The organism is Acinetobacter sp. YH01008 (assembly GCF_013420435.1).
Lineage (GTDB): Bacteria > Pseudomonadota > Gammaproteobacteria > Pseudomonadales > Moraxellaceae > Acinetobacter > Acinetobacter pseudolwoffii.
In genome coordinates this window covers 1-25,146 of record NZ_VOYD01000030.1, presented here as the reverse complement: position 1 = coordinate 25,146, position 25,146 = coordinate 1, and the positions used below count along the sequence as shown (strand labels likewise).

The following is a 25,146-nucleotide window of genomic DNA, read 5'->3' as shown; positions in this document are numbered from 1 at the left end:
CTAGATGGATTGTGGATAACTTTGTTGATAGAGTTGTTTATAAGTTATATATCTATGTATAACAATAATTTAATCTGTGGTTAAGTATAATTTAGTCATTTTAGCAACAGTTTTTTTGAAAACTCGTATAAAAATCTTTTTTAAGCTTATTTGAAAAGAAAAGTGCTTTTGCATTGACAGCTCAAGCAATGAGCACTAAAATCGCGGACCTTCATAGAAAGATCATTTTTTGGAGTTTCAATATGAAACGTACATTCCAACCATCTGAATTAAAGCGTAAGCGTGTTCATGGTTTCCGTGCTCGTATGGCTACTAAAGCTGGTCGTCAAGTATTAGCTCGCCGTCGTGCAAAAGGTCGTCATAGCTTAACTGTTTAATCAGTTACGCTAAGACGATTTTGGGTGTTATGACAAAACTTTATAGTTTTGGTACAGAGTTGCGATTACGCTGTGCCGCCGATTATAAAGGTGTGTTTGATGGTGCGCTTTTTAAAGTGCATCAGCCCCATTTCTTATTTCTTGCAAAACATTCCGAACTGCCAAATAGCCGTTTGGGTTTAGTTGTTGCTAAGAAGAAAGTGCGCCGAGCACACGAACGAAATAGAGTAAAACGACTTGCTCGCGAAAGTTTTCGCCTGCATCAACAGCAATTAGATGACTTAGACATTGTAATCATGCCAAAAATGGGTGTGGAAGCAGTGCCTAATGCAGAATTGCATCAGCAATTACAATTTGCTTGGCAAAAACTGAACCGTCTTGCCAAAAAGCATACAAAAATAGCCCCCTCCCCACAAAAGTAGAGTAGGCCAATGGTACGTTTACTACATTGGTTGATACGTTTTTATCAGATTGCGATCAGTCCTTTATTGGGGCCGCGCTGTCGTTATATTCCAACTTGTTCTCAATATTCCTTGGAAGCAGTCCAGATACATGGGGCTGGACGTGGAGTGTGGCTGGCTACTAAGCGTATTTGCCGTTGTCATCCGTGGGGGGGCTCGGGATATGATCCTGTTCCCTCTAAAGCGATTCGTTTTATTTCATTTCAGCAAATAGATTCTCAAACGCTTCACGTTGCTGTACCCTTTCGTGATCGTTTATTGAACCAAAATCACTCTCACCACTTGGGGTAATACATATGCAACAATGGGCCAGGATTGCAATTCTCGGAGCCATGTTTGTTGTCGCATATTTGCTTATTTTGGCGTGGCAAAAAGATTATGGAAATGCTGAAACCAAACCGCAGTCAGAAACTGCTGTTGTTTCGCATGACGTATCTGCAGATTTGCCAAATGCTCAGACGGCTACAGTTGCCTCTGATCTGCCACAAGCGAATATGCCAGCGCAGCAAGCCACGGATGCCACAGCACCTGTAAGTCAGCAGCTTATTTCAGTACAAACTGACCTTTATCATCTTTGGATCAATCCGAAAGGTGGTGATATTGTTCGTGTTGAATTACTCAATCATGACAAAAACAAGGACAGCGATGAACCGTTCGTGATGCTGGAAAGCGATGCGAAACGTACTTATGTCGCTCAGTCTGGTCTGATCGGTCTGAATGGACCGGACAGCAGCCGTAACGGCCGTCCGACGTATGAGCTGGAAAAAACCGCTTATACCTTGGCAGACGCGAAAGCAACCAAATCTAAAGAGGGTGAAAACCTTAAAGTCTTGTCTGTACCGTTGGTATTTAAAACCGCGGATGGTGTCGAGATTATCAAAACCTTCAATTTCACTGAAGGTGAATATCCGGTTGTTGTGAACCACAAAGTGGTGAACCGCAGTGCTCAGACCTGGCAAGGTCAGATGTTTGGCCAGATCAAACGTGATAATTCAGAAGATCCGGGTAAATCAGACCAGGGTATTTTCACGTTAGGGACTTTCCTGGGCGGTGCCTGGGGTACGCCAGACGAGCAGTACAACAAGCTTAAATTTGACAACTTTGTTGAAGAAAAAGTCAGTACTGAAGCGACAGGTGGCTGGGTTGCCATGGTACAGCACTACTTTGTCAGTGCTTGGGTACCTGGTAATCTGAAGTTGACTCAGGGTAATGGTGAAGCGTATAGCGCCAAGCTTGAATCACGTAAATCAACCGATAACATGAACATTATTGGTTTTACTTCTCCAACCTTTAATGTGCCTGCAGGTACTGTGGCCGAGATTGATGCGACCTTCTATTCAGGTCCAAAAATCCAGTCAGAATTGAAGGATTTGGCCACAGGTTTAAACCAAACAGTCGATTATGGCTGGTTATGGCCAATTGCGAAGCTCTTGTTCGTGGGTCTGGAATTCTTCCATGGTTTAGTGGGTAACTGGGGCTGGGCAATTATTCTATTGACCATTCTGGTGAAACTGATTCTGTGGCCATTGTCGTCGAAGAGCTACCGCTCAATGGCGAAAATGCGTGTGATTGCTCCAGAAATGCAGCGTATGAAAGAAGAGTTTGGTGAAGACCGTATGCGCTTCTCTCAGGAAATGATGGCACTGTACAAACGTGAACAGGTCAATCCGCTTGCGGGCTGTTTACCGCTGTTATTACAAATGCCAATCTTCCTGGCTTTGTACTGGGTCTTGATGGAATCGGTTGAACTGCGTCATGCGCCATGGATGCTCTGGATTCAGGATTTATCCTCAATGGATCCATGGTTTATCCTGCCATTGTTAATGGGTCTGACGATGTATATTCAACAGTCCTTAAATCCACAACCCACTGATCCAATGCAAGCCAAAGTCTTCAAGATTATGCCGGTGATTTTTACCGTATTCTTGCTGTTCTTCCCTGCGGGCTTGGTTCTATACTGGATTGTGAACAACTTGATCACCATCCTGCAACAAGGTTTGATTAACAAGTCTGTTGCTAAAGAACGTGCCAAACGTGATGAAGCAACGCCAGTCAACTAAGTTGTAATGACGGGCTGAATAAATCCGCTTAAGATGATACTCTTAGGCGGATTTTTTTTGGCTGAACTTTTGGATTTTTTAGGTGAATTTTATGCTCAACCGAACCACGACTATTGCTGCGATTGCAACGCCACCAGGACGTGGCGGCGTTGGGGTGATTCGCCTATCGGGTCCAAAATCCTATGAAATTGCCGAAGCACTCACAAAACAACCCCTTGCCGGTGCACGCTATGCTGCCTTTCGTAAGTTTTACGATACCGCTGGTGAAATTATGGATGAAGGCCTAGCCATTTGCTTCCCGAATCCGCATTCTTTTACCGGCGAGGATGTGGTGGAGTTACAAGGTCATGGCGGTCCTGTGATTCAAAATGCCTTGCTTGCACGTTTGCTGGAACTGGGTGCGATTGCTGCCAAAGCCGGTGAGTTTTCCATGCGTGCCTTTGAAAATGGCAAGATGGACTTGGTACAGGCTGAAGCCATTGCTGACCTGATTGATGCCACCTCACAAGCAGCTGCGCGTTCTGCGGTTCGTTCCCTGCAAGGTGCATTTTCGACCAAAGTCAATACGGTGCTTGAGCAGCTGGTACATTTACGTTTGCACGTGGAAGCCGCAATTGATTTTCCTGAAGAGGAAATTGACTTTCTGGCTGATGGCAAGATTCTGAATCTGCTCGATGGTGTGGCGACTGCGGTCACGCAAGTTCAGCAATCAGCACGTCAAGGTCAGTTATTGCGTGAAGGTTTGCAAGTGGTGATTGCCGGTAAACCGAATGCCGGTAAATCTTCATTACTGAATGCTTTGGCAGGGATCGAGCGTGCGATTGTGACCGATATTGCGGGTACAACCCGTGATGTTTTACATGAAAAAATCACCTTAAATGGCTTGCCAATTACCCTGACGGATACCGCAGGCTTGCGTGAGACCGGGGATATTGTCGAAAAAGAAGGGATTCGCCGTGCAATCAAGGAAATCGAACAGGCCGATTTGTTACTGCTGGTCTATGACCTAAGTCAAGGTGAAGATCCACTGCAACTGGCCCAAGAATATTTTGCTGAACATATTGAAGCAAAACGCCTGATGCTGATTGGGAATAAGTGTGATCTGACTGGTGCTGAAGCTGCAATTGCTGATTTGAATGGTTTCCGGCATATCGCAGTCTCTGCCAAGCAGGAAACTGGTGTGCAAGCGCTCATAGAGGCGATTACAGCGCATGCAGGCTTCCAGCCTGAAGAAGATACCTTTATTGCACGTACCCGTCATTTAGACGCAATGAAACGCACTCAACTGTATTTGGCTGAAGCACGTGAACAATTGGTGGTGTACAACGCCGGTGAACTGGTGGCGGAGTCCTTACGTCTAGCCCAGAATGCACTGGGGGAAATTACTGGTGACTTTAGTGCCGATGATCTGCTTGGAAAAATTTTCGGTTCGTTTTGTATTGGAAAGTAAGCAAAAAATTATGCATAAATAGCCCTCATCAGAGGAATGCCAGTCAGTTAAGAAATTGACTAGGGTGTGTCCTCATTTGGCTTTGCACCAAATAAATATACAGGCTATACGAATCATAGATTTATAATTGCGTGCCAGTTTATCAAATCGAGTTGCAATAGCACGGAAATGTTTTAATCTCGCAAAAGCATTTTCAACTAAATGTCTTAATTTATATAGATATTTATCAAATTCCTTATTCGATCTCTTACTGTTTGATCTCAATGGAATAATGGGAATCATATTCTTGTTCTTGGCATATATTCTAATGTGCTCAGCATCATACCCCTTATCAGCAATGAGATAAGTTGCCTCGTCTACCGTATCAATCAGTTGTTTTGCAACTTGACTGTCGTGGACGTCACCCTCAGTGATTTTAAAATCAATCGGTAATCCATTCGCGTCGGTTGCAAGATGTATTTTTGTTGTTCGTCCACCGCGTGATTGTCCAATTGCTCTTTCGAAACCATGCCGAGCTCCACTTGCATGTTGATGCACGCGTATGTAGCTTCCGTCAATGAATACCCATTCTTGATCCAAGATGCCTCGTAATCTAAAAAAAATTTATCCCACAATCCCTTGCTTGCCCAACGATTAAAGCGATTGTAAGCAGTTTGCCAAGGACAAAATTCTTGGGGAATATCACGCCATGTGGCGCCTGTACGCAGTTTCCATAAGATCGCTTCCATGATATTTCTACTATTCTTTGAACAGTAACAACCGTGTAATCGCATAGTATCTTGAATTTGCTGCCAGATATCATCGGTGAGAAGAGTACGTGCCATTGAAAAAATATAGAAATCAAAAGAGCTTAAAGGAGGATTTTAAGTATTTAAAACCAATTTTTCAAATGAGGACACGCCCTAGTATTTTCTTTTTTAAATTCATGATCATATTTGACAAGTAGAAAAGTCATCCGCAACTGTTTGAGGCAGGACTAGATTTAAAAATGATTGTTTCTGCGACAAATTTACTAGTCGATGGTGGCTGCCGAGTTTTGCGGTGAGGAGTGTTGCTCCGCAAGATGCCTTCCTTGCGAAGCTTCGCTTCTCATTTGGGCGAAACCAAAGTAACAAATTATTTTCAAGTATTTGATTTATAAGGTGAAGACTCCGTCATGAACGACTAAAAAGTTAAAGAGTCTATTTCTAAACTCCTTAACTGATCAGCATTACCTCATCAGAGGGCTATTTTAAGCTTTTACACTGAGCTTCTGGTGGCATAACCAGAGCACGACACATAAAGCACTCATCGCCACACAGAAGCTGATCACAGCGAAATTTAATCCAAAATGGTCGGCCAAGTAACCCACCGCAAGAATCGGCACAATGGTGCCCAAATAGCCAATAAACAAGTAGGTCGACATCACCGCGGCCCGGTTTTGCAAAGTGGTTATAGCATGAATTATGCCAAAAGCCCCCATCAGGGCAAAACCATGCCCAATACCAAATAAGAGATCGCTCACGAAGAATAAGAAACTTGCCTTAAGCAATATACACAATGCAAGGCTGAGCAGGCTAATCAGCATCATGACCAAGCCGATATTCAGACATTTTTTTGCAGCGACCGCTTTGGCCAGGTATTGCACCACTGCAGATACCAGCAGAATACAGGTAATGGCGGTACCACTTACTAAAGGACCATGCCACGGTAAAATATCTTGCACAAAAGAAGGCGAAAGTGAGGCAAATAAACTAAAGGCAGCAAAGGCACTAAATGCAGTGAACCCAATGATCATAAATACAGCATGATATTGAGCCTCAGGACGCTGTAATTTGGGGGCGATACTAAAGGGCTGACGCTCAAAAGCAGGCACTTTTAACCAGAATAAGCCGATAAAACAAAGCACTGCTCCAACAATAATCGGAATATAGGGAGTCACCAGCGGGGCTTGAGAAAACTGCGCAATGACTCCCCCGATAAACGGACCCAGACCAAAGCCAATCGCAGTCAAAATAGAGACCCATTGCGGCGCAAGCTGCTTATGACTCTCCGGAATGGTCTGCATCATGCCAAGCATGGCAGAAGTCGTCATCAAACCAGAGGCAATCCCGATAATGAAACGGCCCAGAGATAAAATCAGGGCATTATTGGCAAAGACCGAAATAATCAAACCCAGACTAATAAACACGAGGCCAATTTGTAGAGTTTTTAAAAAGCCAATGCTATTGCTGGTGCGCCCCAGGAACAATAAGGTGCCCAGACAGCCAAACATATAGGCGACAAAAATATAGGTAATCTGGCTTGGGGATAAATTCCAGAGTTGTTGATAAATCGGATAGAGTGGACTCGCCAAAGCAGTACCAATCGTTCCCATGATTAAAGCCAGGCTGACCATCCAGAAGGGTCGCCAAGTGGTTATTGTTGTCATGAACATGCCGTTATAGTGTTGATCCTTGGCCAATCCATGTCAGGGCATAGCGAAGAAAAAGAAAAGTATATGCAGTGTAGAGCGGGCCAAGAAACATGGTCAAGGGCGAATCAGTAAAAGATTTTAAATCAAATAGATATGTTTATATGGATTTCAATAAAATAATATATTATTTTATAAGATATAAAATCTTAACCAGAATGTAATGTGGTGCAAGAATTTATTTTTGTCCGTTATTTAAGCTTCTTTTATCGCTTCTGTTCCACGTGAAACATAATTCACTGATTAAACTTGGAATAAACAGTAACATAAATCCGTGGGTAATTTAAAAGCAGACCCATTAGAATCGAAGCATATTTTTATCTGATTCATGTAGAACATTCATGTTAAAAAAAACACTGATCATTGCTTTAAGTACAGTCATTTCAAGCTTCGCATTCGCTAATATTGATATGGTAAAAGCCAATCTGGCAAAGAATAGCCCCAATTTAAAAATCGAAAATATCCAGACCACGGAAATGAAGGGCATCTACAGTGGTTTTATGCAGGGTCAAGTGGTTTATCTGAATGAAGATGCCCAGCATCTGCTTGCTGGGTCGATGCTGCGGATTCAGGATCAGCATAATCTGACTCGTGATTTGATGCTAAAACAGAACAGTGTTGACTGGAAAAAATTGCCGCTTCAAGATGCTGTGAAAAGTGTAAGAGGTACGGGTAAACGTCAGATTGCGATCTTTTCTGACCCAAATTGCCCGTATTGTAAACAGCTTGAAGTAGAGTTGAAAAAACTCAAGGATGTGACGATTTATACTTTTATTCTGCCTTTAAAGCCACAATCGGTTGCGCCTTCAAAACAGGTGTATTGCGCGTCTAATCCTGCTCAGGCTTGGGAAGATCTGATCACTCAAGGTAGCCTGCCAAAATCGAAAAAAAGTTGTGCCAATCCGATTGAGCGCAATAAAAAACTGGCCCAGTCTTTGGGTGTGAATGGGACACCAGCAATTATTTTTTCGAATGGTTTTAAAGTCATGGGGGCCTATCCGGCAGAACAGATCGAACAGATTTTTAAGGAATTTTCACTATAAAGTCGAGAGATATACAAGAGCAAAAAGCACCCGACTGGGTGCTTTTACTGGAACTGCTCAGATTAAGCCAGAACCGCTTAGACCGTACGGCGTTTGGTCAGCATGTTATAAATAAACAGAATAATCACCGCACCGATCACGGAAGCAATCAGACCTGCCGCAGAATCTGCCGAATAAAGACCGAGCATACGACCAGCAAATGTAGCCAATAAGGAACCGGCAATACCTAACAGTGTCGTCATGATAAAGCCTGCCTTGTCATTACCCGGATGAATTGCACGTGCAATCAGACCCGCGATAAAACCAATGACAATCGCAACAATAATTGTCCACATAGGTATGCTCCTTATTATCATGTCTTTGTTTTTACATCATGTTTAATTATCTTGAAACAGAATAGAAAGCAAAAAAAGTTGAATCCTGAAACGAGATGTTATTTTTTGTTCCTATTTTTCTGTCTATTTGAGACATAAAAAAAGTGGCCTAAGCCACTTTTTTAAATAAATTTTAAAGACCGATTTCACCAATAAATGGCAGATGACGATACTTCTGGTCATAGTCCAGACCATAACCTACGATAAATTTATCTTCAACTTCAAAGCCCAAAAATTCGACCTTTAAATCGATTTCACGACGTGATGGTTTACTTACCAAAGTACACAGTTGAATCGAGTTTGGTTGGCGGGTTTGCAGGATTTCCAGCACCTTGCTCAAGGTATTTCCCGAGTCAATAATATCTTCAACCACCAGCACGTCTTTGCCACGGATTTCGCCGTCTAAATCTTTCAGAATTTTTACATCACGCGAAGATACGGTGCCACCGCCATAACTGGATACCGTCATGAAATCCAGTTCATGAGGTTTGGAAATCACCCGACACAAATCGGCCATAAAAATCACTGAACCACGTAATAAACCGATGAGCACAAGGTCTTTGTCACTATGGGCATAGTGTGCATCGATTTGAGCACCAAGCTCTTTGACTTTAGCTTGAATTTCTTCAGCGGAAATCATTACGCTCATTTGAACGGTCATGGGTAGATACCTAAAAAGTAAAAATAGCAAAATAAAAAAGGTGTTGACCTGCAACACCTGAATACACTGTAATTTTAATACATCCCTACTGCAGATGCACCTGTTTTGCATGCTGTAAATGTAATCATTTCTTTGCTGCCTGCGAATCCCTGCGCAGGATGAAAGTACAGGTCAGCAACATGGCAGAGACGATCAGCCAGCGATGGCGGTGCTGGGTTTTAGTTGTCTGAGCGGGTACATCGGGCTTTGACATAGACAGCTTCTCCGTAGACATAGGTCACTGCAATATTACGGTCATCGCCGAGCATGGTCAGAGCAAAAAATGCATCTTCAATATTTTTTGCTCTGCTTTGGCGTAACTGCTGTAAAGCGGTGGCATTTAGATCCAGCACCACAAAGTCCGCCTCCTTGCCGATATTAAAGTTCCCCAAACGATCGTCCAGACTTAAGGCTTTAGCACCGCCTAAGGTGGCATGATACAAGGCTTCAAAAGCAGAGAGTTTTTCTCCCTGCAATTGCTGCACTTTGTAGGCTTCATTTAAGGTCTGTAGCTGGTTAAACGAGGTGCCTGCCCCGATGTCGGTACCCAGACCAACTTTCACCTGCTTGTCCCACGCTTTCTTTAATGGGAATAAACCACTGCCCAGAAACAGGTTTGAGGTCGGACAAAAGGCAATCGCTGAATTGGTCTGCTGCATGCAATCCCACTCCTGCTCTTCCAGGTGTACACAATGTGCAAACACTGATTTTGCACCGGTTAAACCATAGTGATGATAGACATCCAGGTAGCCTTTACGTTCCGGAAATAACTCTTTGACCCAGGCAATTTCATTTTTATTTTCACTTAAATGGGTATGTACATAGACATCTGGATATTCGGCTTTGAGCTGACCTGCTTTTTCAAGTTGTTCATTGGTGGACGTCGGGGCAAAACGAGGGGTAATGGCATACAGGTTGCGGCCCTGCCCATGCCATTTCTCAATCAGCGATTTAGAATCGGTATAAGCGCTTTCTGCTGTATCTGTCAGCGCTTCCGGTGCATGTCGATCCATCAAGACTTTACCGGCGATCAGGCGCATATTTCTGCGACTCGCCGCTGTAAACAAAGCATCTACTGATTCAGGATGTACGGTACAGAAGACCAGTGCCGTGGTGGTGCCATTTTTAAGCAATTCCTGCACAAAAAATTCGGCGATTTTTTCGCTATAGGCTGTATCTGCAAACTGGATTTCTGTTGGAAAGGTATAGGTATTTAACCATTCCAGCAGTTGTTCGCCATAGGCCCCGACCATCTCGGTTTGCGGGAAATGAATATGGGTATCGATCAATCCCGGCACAATCAGCTGTTCAGGATAATGGGCGACTTGGATATTTTCAGCTAGATGTTTCTGCCCTTCATCCCAGCTGCCAAACCATTGAATCTTGCCATCTTGCATGATGATCAGACCATCTTCTACATAGCGCACCTGGTCATCAATCTCATGTGCCTGGGCAACTGTATGCTGGATATCAAGGAAACGACCGCGGACTGCCGTTGTTGCAATCTGAGAAGACATGTTAAAACCTGTGCTTTTAATTTTTTCAATAGATTGTAACCCACTTCAGTGGATTTATAACGTGATCATGCTGACTTCATTTGCCTGAGTTAAGTCGAAGCTGTGGTAAGGCAGTCGAGCAATAAAAAAAGTCCGCTCATGATTGAACGGACTTTTGTGACGCTAAAGATGATCGTCTATACAGTTATTAGAGCGTGGTTTGGTTATGTTTTTTACTGTGGCGAATCGACAGGATCGCCGTGATTGTCAAGACAATCACAATAAAGCTCAGTGAAATCCAGATTGGCATATGGAATACATCTAGCATCAGCATTTTAAAGCCGATAAAGACCAGAATAATCCCGAGACCATATGGCAGATAATGCATTTTTGATGCGGCACCCGATAACAGGAAGAACATCGCGCGCAGACCCAAAATCGCCATCAGGTTAGCAGTCAGTACAATGAAGGGATCGGTGGTCACAGCGAAAATTGCCGGAATAGAATCGACCGCAAAGATCACATCCGAGGCTTCGACCAGAATCAAAACCAGGAATAACGGCGTTGCCCACAGTAAACCATCTTTACGAATAAAGAATTTGTCAGCTTCAAGTTGCGGGGTAATCCGCATACGTTTACGCAGCCATTTCAGAATCGCCATATCTTCAATATTGCTTTCTTCTTCATCCTGACCACGCAGGAATTTAAAGCCGGTATACACCAGAAAGGCACCGAAGATATATAAAATCCATGAGAATTCCTGAACGAACCAGGCGCCAATAAAAATAAAGATGGTTCTGAGGACAATCGCACCGAGTACACCGTAGAGCAGCAATTTACGTTGCAGCGCGGGTGGAATGGCGAAAGCAGCGAAGATCATCAGCCAGACAAAGACGTTATCAATTGCCAGGGATTTTTCCAGCAGATAACCGGCAAAGTATTCCATGACCTTGGCATTGGCAATTGCAGTACCTGCGGTCTGCTCCAGATAGAGCCATAAACCGCCACCAAATAAGGTCGCGACACTGACCCAGGCAATACTCCAGTAGGCCGCAGTCCGGACTTTGACCTCCTGGCCATGCTGATGTTTAAAACCGACGAAATCGATGATCAGCATGACTGCGACAATCGCGAAAAAGACAAGATACAGCCACAGCGTACCAATTGTTTCCATGTGAATTCTCCACATCTGACAATCGGCCATAAAAAAAACCTTGACCTGTTGTCAGATGAAAAACATCTATACCAACATGATCAAGGTCTTGCCTACATCTTAGTGTTACACTTCTCATTGAAAGTGTCGCAGTGAGATGCTCAGATACCGACTTTTTGCAAAGTGTAATGACGATATTCTGACACGTTGAACAATCTGAACCACAATTGCTAAACGTTTGGAGGAGGCTACTCCCCTTGTTCAAACGAAATTCTGTTTGAGCAAATGCTCAATATGCAGAAGCATGACAGATTTTTATTAAGACTACAATTTCATTTACAAAAATGCATGATTCAAGCGATTTTTTGAGCAATAAAATCCGGACGGCGAATTAAATATAACGTGATGAGAAAACCCAGACTGGCCAAGATGGCCCCGAGCCAGCCAATACTGTGCAAGCCGATCTGTGCCGTTGCGATCCCACCGAGTAAAGCGCCAGCACCAATTCCAATATTATACAGGCCAGAATAAATCGCCATGGCCACGTCGGTGGCATCGGAGGCCAGATTTAAGGTCTTGGCTTGCAAGGCCAGACTAAAACCAATAATACTGATGCCCCAGAGTAAAGCCAGGGTATTTAACTGCAAGACATTGCTGGACAACGGCAGCAATAATAGCAACGAGATAGCCAGTCCAAGTGTGAACAGTGGAATAGTAAGTTTGGGAAAATGCGGTGCAAAACGGCCAAATAGATAAGAGCCGATTAAACCCGCCCCACCATAGACCAGCAATAAAGTCGTGGTCTGTACAGAACTGAGCTGGACAATATTCAGTGAAAATGGCTCGATATAACTATAGGCGGTGAATTGTGCACTAATTACAATGACCGTCAGGGCAAATACCAGCATCAGGCTTGGACGTTTTAACAAGGTTTTCAAGCTGCTGAGTGAACCTGAATTGACACTCGGTAATAAGGGCAAGGTTTTGGCCAGTAGCAGGCAGACCACGCTGGCGACGATGGCAATCAAGGCAAAACTATTGCGCCAGCCATAGGCTTCCCCGATCATGCGACCAAAGGGAATTCCCAGAACCATGGCCATGGCAGTACCTGTGGCCAATAAACCCAAGGCTTGAAATTCTTTGCCTGCTGGTGCGACACGTACTGCAAGCGAAGCGGTAATTGACCAAAACAGCGCGTGGGCTACTGCAATCCCGATCCGGCTAAATACCAGAACACTGAAACTCCAGGCAAAATAAGACAGCACATGACTGGAAATGAAGACCGCAAATAAAACCATCAACAAGAAACGTCGTTCAATGTTTTTGGTCAGTAGCATCATCGGTAAAGACAATAAAGCCACGACCCAGGCATAAATGGTCAGCATCAACCCGACCTGAGTCGCCGACATGTCAAAACTTGCACCAATATCACTGAGTAAGGCCACGGGAATAAATTCGGTGGTGTTGAAAATAAAGGCGGCACTGGCTAACGCAATTACGCAGATCCATTGACGTCTTACCGAGGAGCTAAAAGAAGGGCTGGACATAAATATCTGGCTTAAACAACAGACAGGCAGTTTAAACCTGTTCATTGCACGGTGATATCAGGAAAGAGCACAGATTCACAATCGTTTAAAGAAATCGAACAATATGCGACTGAAAAATATGTCAGTCTGGATTAAAAATACGGAGTTTAGAGGATGTTGATTGAGCATCAGCAACAAGGCAGTCAAGGTCAATGGTTTGTCGAGCCAAATGAAAAGCGTCTGGCCGAAATGAGCTATTTCTGGAAAGATGAGGATCGACTGGTGATTGAACATACTTGGGTCGATGACAGTTTGCGTGGACAGCATGTCGGACATTATCTGGTCGAAGCAGCGGTCAAGTTTGCCCGTGAGCAAGGGGTCAAGATTATTCCGGAATGCCCTTTTGCTCAATCGGTATTTGAGCGTGATCCTAATTTCAGCGATGTGTTAAGCAGTTAAAAATGAAAATAAAGGTGGAGATCTATGCAGATTCAATATCAAGATTCAAAACGCGGTGGTGTATTTTTTATGGAAGATAAAGGTCGACGTCTGGCCGAGATTACCTATCAATGGCGGGAAGCCTCGGTGATTATTGCAGATCATACCTGGGTCGATCATTCCTTGCGTGGTCAGGGCGTTGCCCGAAAAATGCTGGATGTGCTGGTCGATTTTGCCCGTGAAAAAAGTTTAACCATCATTCCGCAATGTTCCTATGTGGATGTGATGTTTAAGCGTGACCAAAGTTTATCTGATGTCGCGGCCTCTTCTACTTAATCATTTAGATCGATTTGCCAAGAGCAAAACGGCCTAATGAGCTTTCAATACAAGCTGATAAGCAGTGCGGTGATATGCCCTATTTCTCACTCCAGCTACAAATAAAAAAAGTCCGCCAAGCGGACTTTTTACTTTCCCGCATTAATTGAGTTCGATCATCACTTTCAAGGCCTTTTCATCGGCTGCATGCTTGAACACATCATAAGCTTTTTCAAATTCATTAAATTTAAAGTGATGGGTTGCCAGTTTTTCTAGCGGTAATTTACCGGAACAGCAGGTTTTGAGCAGCATAGCAGTGGTATTGGCATTGACCAGTCCGGTGGTGATGGTCAGGTTTTTAATCCAGAGTTTATTCAGTTCAAAATTAACTGATTTGCCATGTACGCCGACATTGGCAATATGTCCACCCTCTTTGACTACATGCTGGCAGATATTCCAGGTCGCCTCCAGACCAACCGCTTCAATGGCACAATCGACCCCTCGCCCATCCGTCAGCTCCAGCACACGTTGTATGGCATCTTCTTTCGCGGAGTTAATGCTATGCGTCGCTCCCACTGTTTTGGCGAACTCGAGTCGGTTGTCATCGACATCGACCATGATGATGTTGGCCGGTGAATAGAATTGAGCGGTCAGCAGGCAGCTCATGCCGATCGGGCCGGCACCGACAATCACCACATTATCTCCGGGTTTGACATCGCCATATTGCACACCAATTTCATGTGATGTCGGCAAGATATCCGATAAAAACACAGCGACATCTTCATTTAATCCTTCAGGTAAATGATAAAGGGAAGTATCCGCAAACGGCGTGCGTACATATTCGGCATGAGTACCATCAATCATATAGCCCATGATCCAGCCGCCTTCATTGCGACAATGTGCATACAGCTGTTTCTGACAGTTTTCACAGGTTCCGCAGCGGCTGACACAGGAAATAATCACCAGGTCGCCTTTTTTGAAGTTTTGAACGGCAGAACCGACTTCTTCTACAATACCAATGCCTTCATGACCTAAAATACGGCCATTAAAACTGCCCTGTTTGCGTGTCGCTTGCTGTTCAATTTCCGGGTTTTTACCTTTCCAGATCCCGAGGTCTGTACCACAAATAGTGACTTTAGTGAGTTTGATAACCGCATCGCTGGGATGCAAAATAGTGGGAATGGGACGGTCTTCAAACCGGATGTCGTTTTTGCCGTAATAGACCATGGCTTTCATTGTTGTCATGACACATCTCCTGAAGGAGTGAGGAATGAGAATGACCTGATTCTGATCTGGCTGTCAGGTCTATAAATACCTGTGTTCTTCTCGATTGTGCCTTGAGTGATATGGCGCTGCAATGAGTCTTGTGTACAGATTGCAACAAAAGATCATCAGGGAGGGTTCAGAGATAAATCTGCTATTGGGGTCAATGTTTAAATCATAGGATTGCAGGATCAGAACAACTGTTCACTTTTGCTGAAGCAAGGTTTTAATATGCTAAAAAAAGCCCGCTAAGCGGGCTTCTTCATTTCACTTAAATCTGTTTTATGCTTGTAAAACAGTGATCAGCTTCTGATGCAAACCACCAAAACCGCCATTCGACATAATTACTACGGCATCGCCCTCGCCTGCTTCTGCTACTACGGTCTGAATGATGTCATCCAGTGTGCGTGCAACTTTGGCCTTGTTTGGCGCAGCCTCAATGACCGGTTGCAGATCCCAATCCAGTCCTTCCGGTTGATACCAGATCACTTCATCGGCTAGACGTGCTGAATGAGCCAAGCCATCTTTATGACTGCCCATGCGCATGGTATTGGAGCGCGGTTCAATAATTGCCCAGAGTTTGCGTTCACCCAGACGTTTGCGCGCACCTTCTAAGGTCGTATCAATCGCTGTGGGATGATGGGCGAAATCATCATAAACCTCAATACCACGGACTGTGCCTAATAGTTCCATACGGCGTTTTACCCCACCGAAATTAGATAAAGCTTCACAGGCGGTTTCAATGGAGACGCCGACATGCTCGGCAGCGGCAATCGTCGCGAGCGCATTGGCCACCGAATGCTGTCCGGTCATGCTCCACTGCACTTCACCTTTCACCACACCGTGTTGCAAGACTTTAAAGTGAGAACCATCTGTCGATAACTGTTCGGCATACAGTTCAGATTTTTCATTGGCATCCAGACTGGTGCGCACCACCGGTGTCCAGCAACCCTGCTCTAGTACTTCATCGATATTGCTTTCGGTAATCGGCGCAATGATTCGGCCTTCGCTTGGAATAGTACGAACTAAATGATGGAACTGTTTTTGAATTGCAGCCAGATCATCAAAGATATCAGCATGGTCAAATTCAAGGTTATTTAAAATCGCCGTTTTTGGATGGTAATGCACAAACTTGGAACGCTTGTCGAAGAAAGCCGAATCGTATTCATCCGCCTCGACACAGAAATATTTGCCGCCACCGAGACGTGCACTCTCACTAAAACCCAGTGGCACACCACCAATCAGGAAGCCTGGCTCTAAACCGGCTTGATCCAGCACCCAGGCCAGCATGGTTGTGGTGGTGGTTTTGCCATGTGTACCCGCAACCCCCAATACATGTTTGCCTTGCAGAACATGATCTGCCAGGAACTGTGGGCCTGAAATATAAGGCAAGCCTTCATTCAGCATATATTCTACTGCATCAATACCACGCTTCATGGCATTGCCGACAATGATCAGGTCCGGATGTGGCTGCAAGTGACTACGCTCATAACCCTGCATCAAGCTGATGCCTGCATTTTCAAGTTGGGTCGACATCGGTGGATAGACGTTCAAATCTGAACCTGTCACCTTGTGGCCCAGATCGCGTGCAAGGAGCGCCAGCGATCCCATAAAAGTGCCACAAATACCCAAAATATGCAGATGCATCTACTTCACTCCGTTCCTGTCTGACCCATCACCTTATATTGGTGCGGTTATCATGATTTATTCAATTTGCAAGCAACGATAGCAAGGCTTACACGGAAAAGATAGTCAAAGTTCAAGCATTGCTGCGGGAATTTTTAAATCCTGTTTCACGGATAAATTCAGAGAAAATTTCAAATTTAGAGAATATCTTTTTGCAAAATAAATCGTAGAATAAACCCGATCTTTTTGCAGAGTACATGCCGATGTTACCGGCTTTATTTCTTCTGGTGATTGCCAATTGCTTTATGACCTTGGCATGGTATGGGCATTTAAAATTTTTACCGCATGATGCGCCGTTGTGGCAGGCAATTTTATTCAGCTGGATGATTGCCCTGTTTGAATATAGCCTGATGATTCCGGCCACCCGATTACTGGCACAGCAGGGACTGGCCGTGGGGCAAATGAAAATCACTCAGGAAGTGGTGACCTTGCTGGTCTTTGTGCCTTTTATGATTTTCATGTTTAAGCAGCCCTTTAAACTGGATTATCTCTGGGCAGCCTTGTGTCTGTGCGGATGTGTGTATTTTGTCTTCAGAACTTCCTGATCGAAAGCTTTGCAGACTACAGGCCTATTTTTATTCCAGTTTTTAATATTCTGCCAAAAAAATAAGAAAAATCGAACCTTGCTTTGACCGTTAAATTTTATGAAGCCGAAAAATCAGTCTATAATAAGCACCTCCTATTAAAGCTTGGCTCTCTCGTCGAGATTTATTTTTTGTTACTTTAATCTCTGGAAAATTTGCAATGAATGCGGCTGCTGCACAAGATGCTCCTCTAGTAGGAATTATCATGGGTTCTCAATCAGATTGGGCAACTCTCGAACATACTGCCAACATGCTCAAGCAGCTTGGTGTCCCATTTGAAGCTGAAGTCGTTTCTGCACACCGTACTCCTGACCGTTTATTTGAATATGCTGAACAGGCGCGTGATCGTGGCATTCAGGTGATTATTGCCGGTGCTGGTGGTGCTGCGCATTTGCCGGGCATGTGTGCGGCAAAGACTGATCTTCCAGTCTTGGGTGTGCCAGTCAAATCATCCATTTTAAACGGCGTCGATTCTTTGCTTTCAATTGTACAAATGCCAGCAGGTATTGCGGTGGGTACGCTTGCGATTGGCCCTGCCGGTGCAACCAATGCAGCCATTATGGCAGCGCAAATTTTAGGTCTGACCCGCCCTGATATCGCGAAAAATGTTGCAGATTTCCGTGCGGCACAAACAGATAAAGTGGCAAGCAATAACATTCCTGGTCAAAACTAAAACCAAGCTTCATACGGGACAGACATCATGGATAAAACCATCGGTATTTTTGGCGGCGGTCAGCTCGGGCGCATGATGGCGCAAGCGGCATTGCCATTGAATATTCAATGTACTTTCTTTGAAGCAAGTACGGATTGCCCTTCTGCGGCACTCGGTCAAGTGATTTCCAGCAAGGCCGAAAATGGTCTACAGGATTTTATTGACAGTGCTGATGTATTCAGTCTGGAATTTGAAAATACACCTCTTTCAGATGTGGATGTGCTGGTGAAAAATAAAGACCTGTATCCACCACGTCAAGCCTTGGCAATTGCACAGCATCGTCTGTCTGAAAAAGCCCTGTTTGATACGCTCGACATTCCTGTTGCGCCGTATAAAGCAGTGACTGCACTTGACGGTTTACAGGCTGCTGTGGCTGAACTGGGCTTACCGATTGTATTAAAGACCTCTCGCGGTGGTTACGATGGTAAGGGTCAATTTGTCCTGCGTAGTGCTGATCAGATTGAGCAGGCTTGGGCGGAACTTGGCCCTGCCGGTGAACTGATTGCAGAAAGCTTTGTGACGTTCTCACGTGAAGTGTCGATCATTGCGGTACGTGGTCAAAATGGTGATGTAAAAACCTGGCCCCTGGCTGAAAATCATCATCACAATGGCATTCTGTCGCACTCGATTGTGCCTGCGCCGAACAGTGCAGACTTGCAGCCGGTCGCACAGGACTACATTACTCGCCTGCTGAATCATCTGAACTATGTGGGCGTCTTGACCCTTGAGCTGTTTGTGACAGATAAAGGTCTATATGCAAACGAGATGGCACCACGTGTGCATAACTCAGGGCATTGGTCGATTGAAGGTGCAGTCTGCTCACAGTTCGAAAACCATATTCGTGCGGTGGCCGGTCTGCCACTGGGTTCAACGGAAGTGATCCGTCCAAGCGTACTGGTGAATATCATCGGACAGCATCCAAAATCTGCAGATGTTCTGGCTTTAGAAGGTGCACATTTGCATCTGTATAACAAGTCAGAGCGTGAAGGTCGTAAGATTGGTCACATTACCCTGATGCCAACCGACAGTACTCAGCTGACGACTTTATGCCGTCAACTGGCGAAGATTTTACCGAATCCACTGGCATTGAGCGAAGATATGACCATTTAAGCGCTATCTTGCTGATAAAAAAAGCGATCACTTCGGTGGTCGCTTTTTTATTTATCCAGATTCAGGCATGATTGCGCCTCTTCGAAAATGCCTGCCATTTATCGGATCATGATATTTTTCAATTGATTGTAAAATAAACAATTGCGTATACATAAAAGAGTCTAAATGAAGATTCACAGACCACAGAGAAATACTTTGAATTTAAAGTATTAAATTTAAAACAGTCTTTGAATTTAAAGTTTAAATGAATTCAAAATATGAATTTAAATTCAAACCGCTACTTTGAATTCAAAGTTTAAATTTAAAAATAAACCAAGCCACCCTGTTTTTAATTCACAAAATAAAACCTTGATAAATATCTGATTAATCCTGTTTATGTTAAGTTATCCACAAAGAAGGTTTTGAATTTAAAGGTTGTTTCCTGGATTTTAAATTTAAATTTAAATTCAAACAGCGCCGCTGCTTTTGAATTTAAAAACAAGTTGTGGATAAGTTATTTAAATTTAAAACTACAAAATGAATTCAAAAGTGCAGAAATTATGAATTTAAATTTACCTATTTGAGCTTTAATTTTTAGATTGAGCTGCTATGTTAGGAACATAATTCAAAATCTAAATATTCAAGGGTCTTATGCAACGTTTTGCGCTTGTGGTTGGTTCTTTATTCTTGGCTATTTCTCAGGCAAATGCCGAGCTGATTATTAATGGTCAGCGTGTCGACACGACTACTTTGCCTTCAGCGGCCAGCAGCCCGTCAAATTTCCCTGCCCAGAATAATTTTCAAAACTGTTTGGCGAATTTACGTAGTCAGGCTGTAGCAAAAGGTGTTAGTGCAGGCAGCTATGACCGTTATACGCAAAATTTAACGCCTGATTATTCCGTAATTGAACGTTTAAACTATCAACCGGAATTTTCTACCCCGATTTGGGACTATTTGTCTGGTTTGGTCGATGAAGAGCGGGTTCAGCTCGGCCGGCAAAAATTACAGCAACATCGCGAAGTCTTAAATCGTGTTTCCGCAGCCTATGGCGTGCCTGCAGAAACGATTGTCGCGGTATGGGGTGTAGAAAGTAATTTTGGTGATATTTCCGGTCGCTATCCTTTATTGCAGGCTCTGGGAACATTGAGCTGTGAAGGGCGACGCCAGAGTTATTTCCGTGGTGAGTTTTTTACCACGATGAAACTGTTACAGCGCGGTGATGTACGAGAGGATCAGCTGAAAGGTTCATGGGCTGGAGCTTTTGGTCATACCCAGTTTATGCCATCGACCTATGATGAGCTTGCGGTCGATTTTGATGGCGATGGCCGCCGTGATCTGGTCAGTAGTATTCCGGATGCTTTGGCATCAACCGCCAACTTTTTAAGCAAGCGTGGTTGGCAGGCCGGACAGCCTTGGGGTTTTGAAGTAAAAATCCCGCAAGGCATGTCAATCTCAAATGAAGGCCGTCGCAATAAAAAATCACTGAATAGCTGGATTAGCCGTGGTGTAGTGCGTGCCGATGGTTCCCCTTTAATTCAAGGGAATTTATCAGCATCTTCTCAAGCTGGCTTGCTTGCGCCTGCCGGCCCAAATGGCCCGGTGTTCCTGGTCTTTAGAAACTTTGATGCCATTTATAGCTATAATGCAGCAGAAAGTTATGCCTTGGCGATTGCGCATTTATCTGATCGTTTACAGGGTAAAGGGAGCTTCAGCACATCTTGGCCAACCGATGACGCGGGTACTTCGCGTTCAGAACGTCGCGAGATTCAGCAATTTTTACTAAATCGTGGCTATGACATTGGTGCGGTGGATGGCCTGATTGGTGATAAAACCCGTCAGGCGATTCGTCAGGAACAGCAGCGTTTGGGCTTGAGTCCGACCGGCCGCGCCGGCCAGCAGATTCTGCGTGCGTTCCGTAATGAAAATGCCAAACTGATGATGCAATAAGTAAGATTGAAAATGAAAAAGGTCTGTATAAATGCAGACCTTTTTTTATAACTTTAGATTGCTCTGGTCAGGTTTAAACAGCAGTAATGGTTCCCAGAACACGATAGCCTAAAGCACCGGTCACCGCTGGCAGGTTACCATTGAGTTGCTTGATAAAACGCATCGCCAGCCAGGCAAAGGCGGTGGCTTCTACCCAGGTCGGACTGAGGCCCAAATCAGCCGTGGTTTGTATGCTCCATTCATGTTTGCGTAAGCGCCAGCGCAGTTGCTCAAGTAAATAGGAATTATAAGCGCCACCACCACATACGAAAACTTGTCCGGTATCCATACCAGAACGGTAAATGGCTTTTTTAATCGCACGGGTAGTGAGCTTTAATAAGGTCGCCTGCACATTTTCCGGGGTATCTTCCAGTTCATCGTATTGCAGGTCATTGCGCCAGTCGGCAATCTGCTCATCCAGCCATTCCAGGTTAAAGTCTTCACGGCCGGTACTTTTAGGCGGTTCTTTAGAGAAAAATTCGTGTGACTGTAAACGATCCAGCAGGCTGCGAATCGGCGTACCATAAGCGGCCCAATTGCCATTTTCATCATAAGGCTGGCCGGTATAACGCGCGCACCAGGCATCCATCAGAATGTTGGCCGGCCCTGTATCAAAGCCATAAACATCATCAGGACTTCCGGCAGGTAATAGGCTGACATTAGCAATCCCGCCCAGATTTAAAATCACCCGGTGAATGCTGTCATGCTGGAAAATATCCTGATGAAAGGCAGGAACCAATGGTGCACCTTGACCACCCGCCGCCAAATCACGACGACGGAAATCTGAAATCACCGGAATCTGGGTGATTTCGGTAATAATATTGGGGTCACCAATTTGCAGGGTAAAACCATGCTCAGGGCGATGGCGGATGGTCTGACCATGTGAGCCAATGGCTTTAATTTTAGATTTATCTAACTGGTTGTTTTCAATCAGTTGGTTGATACCATGACCAATCATTTCTGCCAAGGCCACATCGGCCTTGCCCATACGGTCAATTTCATTGTCATCGGGCAAAGTCAGTGCCATCAGCTCATGCCGCAGGTCAGGATCGAATGCCAAAGTGAGTGTGGCATGAAGCTGTAAAGGATCAAAAGAAGCAGCAACAATATCGACACCATCCATGCTTGTGCCGGTCATTACCCCAATATAGATCGCTGTCATGGTTATTCTTAAGCCTGCAATATGCTGAAAAAGTGTTAGTATATCGCACAAATTGAGTAACTGATGTATTGGATTTTGTGATGTCAAATTTCCTGCCGGCTGAAGAACAACTTGCCCTCATTCAACGAGGCACCCATGAAATTATTTCTGAAGAAGACCTTCTTAAGAAATTAAAAAAGAATCGTCCATTAAAAATTAAAGCAGGTTTTGACCCAACTGCGCCTGACCTGCACTTAGGTCATACGGTTCTCATCAACAAGTTAAAAGTATTTCAGGATTTGGGCCACGAAGTATTCTTCCTGATCGGTGACTACACGGCGATGATCGGTGATCCAACAGGTAAAAGTGCTACACGTCCACCATTATCACGTGAACAAGTTTTAGAAAATGCAAAAACCTATCAAGAACAAGTGTTTAAAATTCTTGATCCAAACAAAACCAAAGTTGTATTTAACTCGGAATGGTTTGCACAAAAAACCGCGGCTGATTTAATTCAATTGGCATCACAGCAAACTGTGGCGCGTATGTTGGAGCGTGACGACTTTACCAAGCGTTATAACAGTCAACAGCCGATCGCGATTCACGAATTCTTGTATCCATTGGTACAAGGTTATGATTCGGTGGCTTTAGAAGCAGACGTAGAGTTGGGTGGTACAGACCAGACCTTTAACCTGTTGATGGGTCGTACGCTACAAGGTCGTTATGATCAGGAAGCACAAGTGTGTATTACGGTGCCTATTCTTGAAGGTTTAGATGGCGTGAATAAAATGTCTAAATCTTTAGGCAACTATATTGGTGTATTTGATGCGCCAGGTGCGATGTATCAAAAAGTGCTTTCAATGCCGGATGCATTGATTGAGCGTTATTTTGATCTGCTCAGCTTTAAATCAATTGAAGAAATTCAGCAGTTGCTAAAAGAAATTGCTGAAGGCCGTAATCCTCAAGAGGTGAAAAAGATTCTTGCGCTGGAGCTGGTTGAGCGTTTCCACGGAAGTGACGCTGCTGCGCATGCACATAAAGGTGCGGGTAATATCATTACTGAGGGTGAATTACCGGAAGGTACGCCAGAAGTCACTATTTCACGTGGCGAGTTTGGTGGTGAAATCTTTATTACTTCAATTTTACGTGAAGCAGGTTTGACCAAGAATGCGGCCCAAGCCAAAGATGCTTTAGGTCGTGGCGCGGTGAAAGTGGATTGGCACACTGTAGATAGTTCTTATTCGGTTAAGGAAAATCTGACCTTGATCGTTCAGGCCAGCAAAAAAGCGATTGCGAAAGTTACTTTCACCGATTAAAAAATTGATAAGTTATTGAAATAAAAGCAGGCTTCGGTCTGCTTTTTTATTGATGTCCTATATTCATAAAGCAAATAAGCAACTTCAAAAAAAACCCTATAAAAACAAGAGTTAAATTTTCCCAAATTGCTTGCTTTTCGGGTTTATTATCTATAGGATTTATTCATCTAGAGAATTGGTTCAAAGCATCTAGAGGGTGATAATAAGACAACTCCACAATTTATAAGGTCTCTTCCCCAAGAGACTCTTTTTTAAGCTTTAAAGTGAATAACTATAATAATGACATAATGGATCGGGTAAAGATTCAATTCTAAGGAGGAGATTTTGGGAGAGATCTCTTCCTTTTTTATTTGTAGCGATTTCATTCTGAACCTTTAAAACCGCAGGTATTATTTTCTTGGAGGACATTCCACCTAGAATTCATCCTCTAATTAAGTGTTGTTTTGCTAGCTAAAGGGTGGCTGACTATATTGGTTCGCAAAAGACAGCACAATATAAAAAGAAAGCAGAGATGATTCGATGTATCGCTATCCAACAGAAGATATTTTTGATGAAGACATTGATTGTATTTTAAGTTTCTTATTTGAATATCAGTCTGCCGAACAAAAACAGCAACGTTATATCCCTGTCTATAACTTATTTATGCAGCTTGATCTGGCTGCGAATTACTATCTATTTTCCCTGATTGAAGAGCGTTTACCGCGACGTGCAAAACTATTCTTTGTTGCTGAAGACTATCAGGGCAAAAAAGACATAATTATAGAAGTCATGCAATACTGGCTTGGGCAGCGCAAGCAGGAAAAGTAACTGAATAGAATTAACCTGCTGATATGTTCTATCTCTATATAGATAAGCAAGCTTGTGCGGCCTTATACCCAAACACCAAAATCATTGAATAACATCTTTATAGCCTAAGATACCGATACGCTTTTATAAGAAGTTTCACTAAAAAAGTGCGAATGAACTACCAAGCCGAAAGGAGAGAATCGTTGGTTTCGCTAATATGTCATGATTTGGTTTTGTTTCTGGGGGTTGAACGAGATAAAAAGCATTATTTAAGGATAAACAGCAAAAATTACTACTCTAGCTATTATTTTGATCGCTTTTAAGTCTAATTAAATTTTGGCTTATAAAAATAAAATGATGTGTTTAGTGCATTTATTGCATAAAAACGCTTAAAAATTAGATAAAAAAGCGATTTTTTAGGATTTTTTGTAGAAAAAAAAGACATACGTGAAAAATATAGTGAATAGGGGGTTGCAATGATTCTGAAATCCTCTAGAATGCACCCATACCGACGAGATAGACGGAAACGAACGAAGCAAATTGCTGAGTTGTTAAGTATATCGAAGTCCAGCTTCTGGCACTGACGAGGTGTTAGAAAGATCATTAAGAGCTTATGAAGAACAACTTGTGTGGATTTTTACTGGTTGATCAATCGAAATTATTTTCATTGATTGATGGTAGAAATGACTCGAAGTTTATTTGAGAAATATTTGTCAGAAAATTGATGAGCCAAGATTG

24 protein-coding genes are annotated in these 25,146 nt (G+C 43.7%); 14 read left to right on the top strand and 10 right to left on the bottom strand.

What is annotated here, in order from left to right:
- Nucleotides 1–242: 242 nt before the first annotated feature.
- The 5 genes from rpmH (at nt 243) to mnmE (ending at nt 4,348) form a co-directional block, all read left to right on the top strand.
- Nucleotides 243–377: a 50S ribosomal protein L34 gene (gene rpmH / locus FTT75_RS13225; RefSeq protein WP_000831329.1), complete on the top strand. Its 135-nt coding sequence runs from the start codon at nt 243–245 to the stop codon at nt 375–377.
- Nucleotides 378–406: 29 nt separating this feature from the next.
- The gene (gene rnpA / locus FTT75_RS13220; protein WP_005173501.1) at nt 407–799 is read left to right on the top strand and encodes a ribonuclease P protein component; all 393 of its coding nucleotides are present in this window, start codon (nt 407–409) and stop codon (nt 797–799) included.
- A 9-nt stretch (nt 800–808) separates the two neighbouring features.
- Nucleotides 809–1,129, top strand: coding sequence for a membrane protein insertion efficiency factor YidD (gene yidD, locus FTT75_RS13215; protein ID WP_005173498.1), 321 nt, complete (start codon nt 809–811; stop codon nt 1,127–1,129).
- Between the two features lie 5 nt (nt 1,130–1,134).
- Complete coding sequence (yidC, locus tag FTT75_RS13210; RefSeq protein ID WP_180186621.1) at nt 1,135–2,898, top strand: membrane protein insertase YidC; 1,764 nt, start codon at nt 1,135–1,137, stop codon at nt 2,896–2,898.
- Between the two features lie 91 nt (nt 2,899–2,989).
- Entirely contained in the window at nt 2,990–4,348 is a 1,359-nt protein-coding gene (gene mnmE, locus FTT75_RS13205; protein WP_159516723.1) for a tRNA uridine-5-carboxymethylaminomethyl(34) synthesis GTPase MnmE, read from the top strand.
- 72 nt (nt 4,349–4,420) lie between these two features.
- On the opposite strand, the gene FTT75_RS13200 is transcribed toward mnmE, so the two are convergent.
- A protein-coding gene (locus FTT75_RS13200; RefSeq protein WP_373685564.1) for an IS5 family transposase occupies nt 4,421–5,172 on the bottom strand; the annotation gives its coding sequence in 2 pieces (ribosomal slippage) (nt 4,421–4,938 and nt 4,938–5,172; 753 coding nt in all).
- Nucleotides 5,173–5,579: 407 nt separating this feature from the next.
- The gene (locus FTT75_RS13195) at nt 5,580–6,725 is read right to left on the bottom strand and encodes an MFS transporter (protein WP_074383794.1); all 1,146 of its coding nucleotides are present in this window, start codon (nt 6,723–6,725) and stop codon (nt 5,580–5,582) included.
- 416 nt (nt 6,726–7,141) lie between these two features.
- Here FTT75_RS13195 and FTT75_RS13190 point away from each other — a divergent pair, with 416 nt between their 5' ends.
- Nucleotides 7,142–7,843, top strand: coding sequence for a DsbC family protein (locus tag FTT75_RS13190; RefSeq protein WP_100355777.1), 702 nt, complete (start codon nt 7,142–7,144; stop codon nt 7,841–7,843).
- A 77-nt stretch (nt 7,844–7,920) separates the two neighbouring features.
- Here FTT75_RS13190 and FTT75_RS13185 read toward each other — a convergent pair whose 3' ends face one another.
- The 5 genes from FTT75_RS13185 to FTT75_RS13165 all read right to left on the bottom strand — a co-directional run bounded on the left by FTT75_RS13185 (nt 7,921) and on the right by FTT75_RS13165 (nt 13,113).
- Nucleotides 7,921–8,178: a GlsB/YeaQ/YmgE family stress response membrane protein gene (locus FTT75_RS13185; RefSeq protein ID WP_005173486.1), complete on the bottom strand. Its 258-nt coding sequence runs from the start codon at nt 8,176–8,178 to the stop codon at nt 7,921–7,923.
- Nucleotides 8,179–8,350: 172 nt separating this feature from the next.
- Nucleotides 8,351–8,878, bottom strand: a complete 528-nt coding sequence (gene hpt, locus FTT75_RS13180; protein WP_100355776.1) for a hypoxanthine phosphoribosyltransferase — start codon at nt 8,876–8,878, stop codon at nt 8,351–8,353.
- Between the two features lie 218 nt (nt 8,879–9,096).
- Complete coding sequence (guaD, locus tag FTT75_RS13175) at nt 9,097–10,434, bottom strand: guanine deaminase (RefSeq protein WP_180186619.1); 1,338 nt, start codon at nt 10,432–10,434, stop codon at nt 9,097–9,099.
- A gap of 187 nt (nt 10,435–10,621) precedes the next feature.
- On the bottom strand, nt 10,622–11,587 hold the full coding sequence (locus FTT75_RS13170; protein WP_100329858.1) for a TerC family protein: 966 nt from the start codon (nt 11,585–11,587) through the stop codon (nt 10,622–10,624).
- Nucleotides 11,588–11,919: 332 nt separating this feature from the next.
- Nucleotides 11,920–13,113 carry a sugar transporter gene (locus tag FTT75_RS13165; protein WP_180186617.1) on the bottom strand — a complete coding sequence of 398 codons (1,194 nt, stop codon included), beginning with the start codon at nt 13,111–13,113 and terminating at the stop codon, nt 11,920–11,922.
- Nucleotides 13,114–13,266: 153 nt separating this feature from the next.
- On the opposite strand from FTT75_RS13165, the gene FTT75_RS13160 reads away from it, so the two are divergent.
- Both FTT75_RS13160 and FTT75_RS13155 read left to right on the top strand, forming a co-directional pair.
- Nucleotides 13,267–13,551 carry a GNAT family N-acetyltransferase gene (locus FTT75_RS13160; RefSeq protein WP_005173474.1) on the top strand — a complete coding sequence of 95 codons (285 nt, stop codon included), beginning with the start codon at nt 13,267–13,269 and terminating at the stop codon, nt 13,549–13,551.
- A gap of 24 nt (nt 13,552–13,575) precedes the next feature.
- Complete coding sequence (locus FTT75_RS13155) at nt 13,576–13,866, top strand: GNAT family N-acetyltransferase (protein ID WP_005173472.1); 291 nt, start codon at nt 13,576–13,578, stop codon at nt 13,864–13,866.
- Between the two features lie 141 nt (nt 13,867–14,007).
- On the opposite strand, the gene FTT75_RS13150 is transcribed toward FTT75_RS13155, so the two are convergent.
- Entirely contained in the window at nt 14,008–15,090 is a 1,083-nt protein-coding gene (locus tag FTT75_RS13150; RefSeq protein WP_180186615.1) for a zinc-dependent alcohol dehydrogenase family protein, read from the bottom strand.
- 300 nt (nt 15,091–15,390) lie between these two features.
- Nucleotides 15,391–16,755: a UDP-N-acetylmuramate:L-alanyl-gamma-D-glutamyl-meso-diaminopimelate ligase gene (mpl, locus tag FTT75_RS13145; protein WP_180186613.1), complete on the bottom strand. Its 1,365-nt coding sequence runs from the start codon at nt 16,753–16,755 to the stop codon at nt 15,391–15,393.
- A 242-nt stretch (nt 16,756–16,997) separates the two neighbouring features.
- On the opposite strand from mpl, the gene FTT75_RS13140 reads away from it, so the two are divergent.
- The 4 genes from FTT75_RS13140 (at nt 16,998) to FTT75_RS13125 (ending at nt 21,126) form a co-directional block, all read left to right on the top strand.
- Nucleotides 16,998–17,339 (top strand): DMT family protein, encoded by a 342-nt coding sequence (locus FTT75_RS13140; RefSeq protein WP_005173466.1) that lies wholly within the window; start codon nt 16,998–17,000, stop codon nt 17,337–17,339.
- A gap of 199 nt (nt 17,340–17,538) precedes the next feature.
- Entirely contained in the window at nt 17,539–18,051 is a 513-nt protein-coding gene (purE, locus tag FTT75_RS13135; RefSeq protein ID WP_005173464.1) for a 5-(carboxyamino)imidazole ribonucleotide mutase, read from the top strand.
- A 27-nt stretch (nt 18,052–18,078) separates the two neighbouring features.
- A complete protein-coding gene (locus tag FTT75_RS13130) occupies nt 18,079–19,200 on the top strand; it encodes a 5-(carboxyamino)imidazole ribonucleotide synthase (protein WP_180051055.1) in 1,122 nt (373 codons plus the stop codon).
- Nucleotides 19,201–19,830: 630 nt separating this feature from the next.
- Nucleotides 19,831–21,126 (top strand): lytic murein transglycosylase, encoded by a 1,296-nt coding sequence (locus FTT75_RS13125; protein ID WP_218954468.1) that lies wholly within the window; start codon nt 19,831–19,833, stop codon nt 21,124–21,126.
- Nucleotides 21,127–21,199: 73 nt separating this feature from the next.
- Here FTT75_RS13125 and FTT75_RS13120 read toward each other — a convergent pair whose 3' ends face one another.
- The gene (locus tag FTT75_RS13120) at nt 21,200–22,327 is read right to left on the bottom strand and encodes an anhydro-N-acetylmuramic acid kinase (RefSeq protein WP_100358107.1); all 1,128 of its coding nucleotides are present in this window, start codon (nt 22,325–22,327) and stop codon (nt 21,200–21,202) included.
- A gap of 80 nt (nt 22,328–22,407) precedes the next feature.
- Here FTT75_RS13120 and tyrS point away from each other — a divergent pair, with 80 nt between their 5' ends.
- Together tyrS and FTT75_RS13110 are read left to right on the top strand one after the other, a co-directional pair.
- Nucleotides 22,408–23,622 (top strand): tyrosine--tRNA ligase, encoded by a 1,215-nt coding sequence (gene tyrS / locus FTT75_RS13115; RefSeq protein ID WP_100535507.1) that lies wholly within the window; start codon nt 22,408–22,410, stop codon nt 23,620–23,622.
- 519 nt (nt 23,623–24,141) lie between these two features.
- Nucleotides 24,142–24,429 (top strand): hypothetical protein, encoded by a 288-nt coding sequence (locus FTT75_RS13110; protein WP_180072807.1) that lies wholly within the window; start codon nt 24,142–24,144, stop codon nt 24,427–24,429.
- Nucleotides 24,430–25,146: the final 717 nt, after the last annotated feature.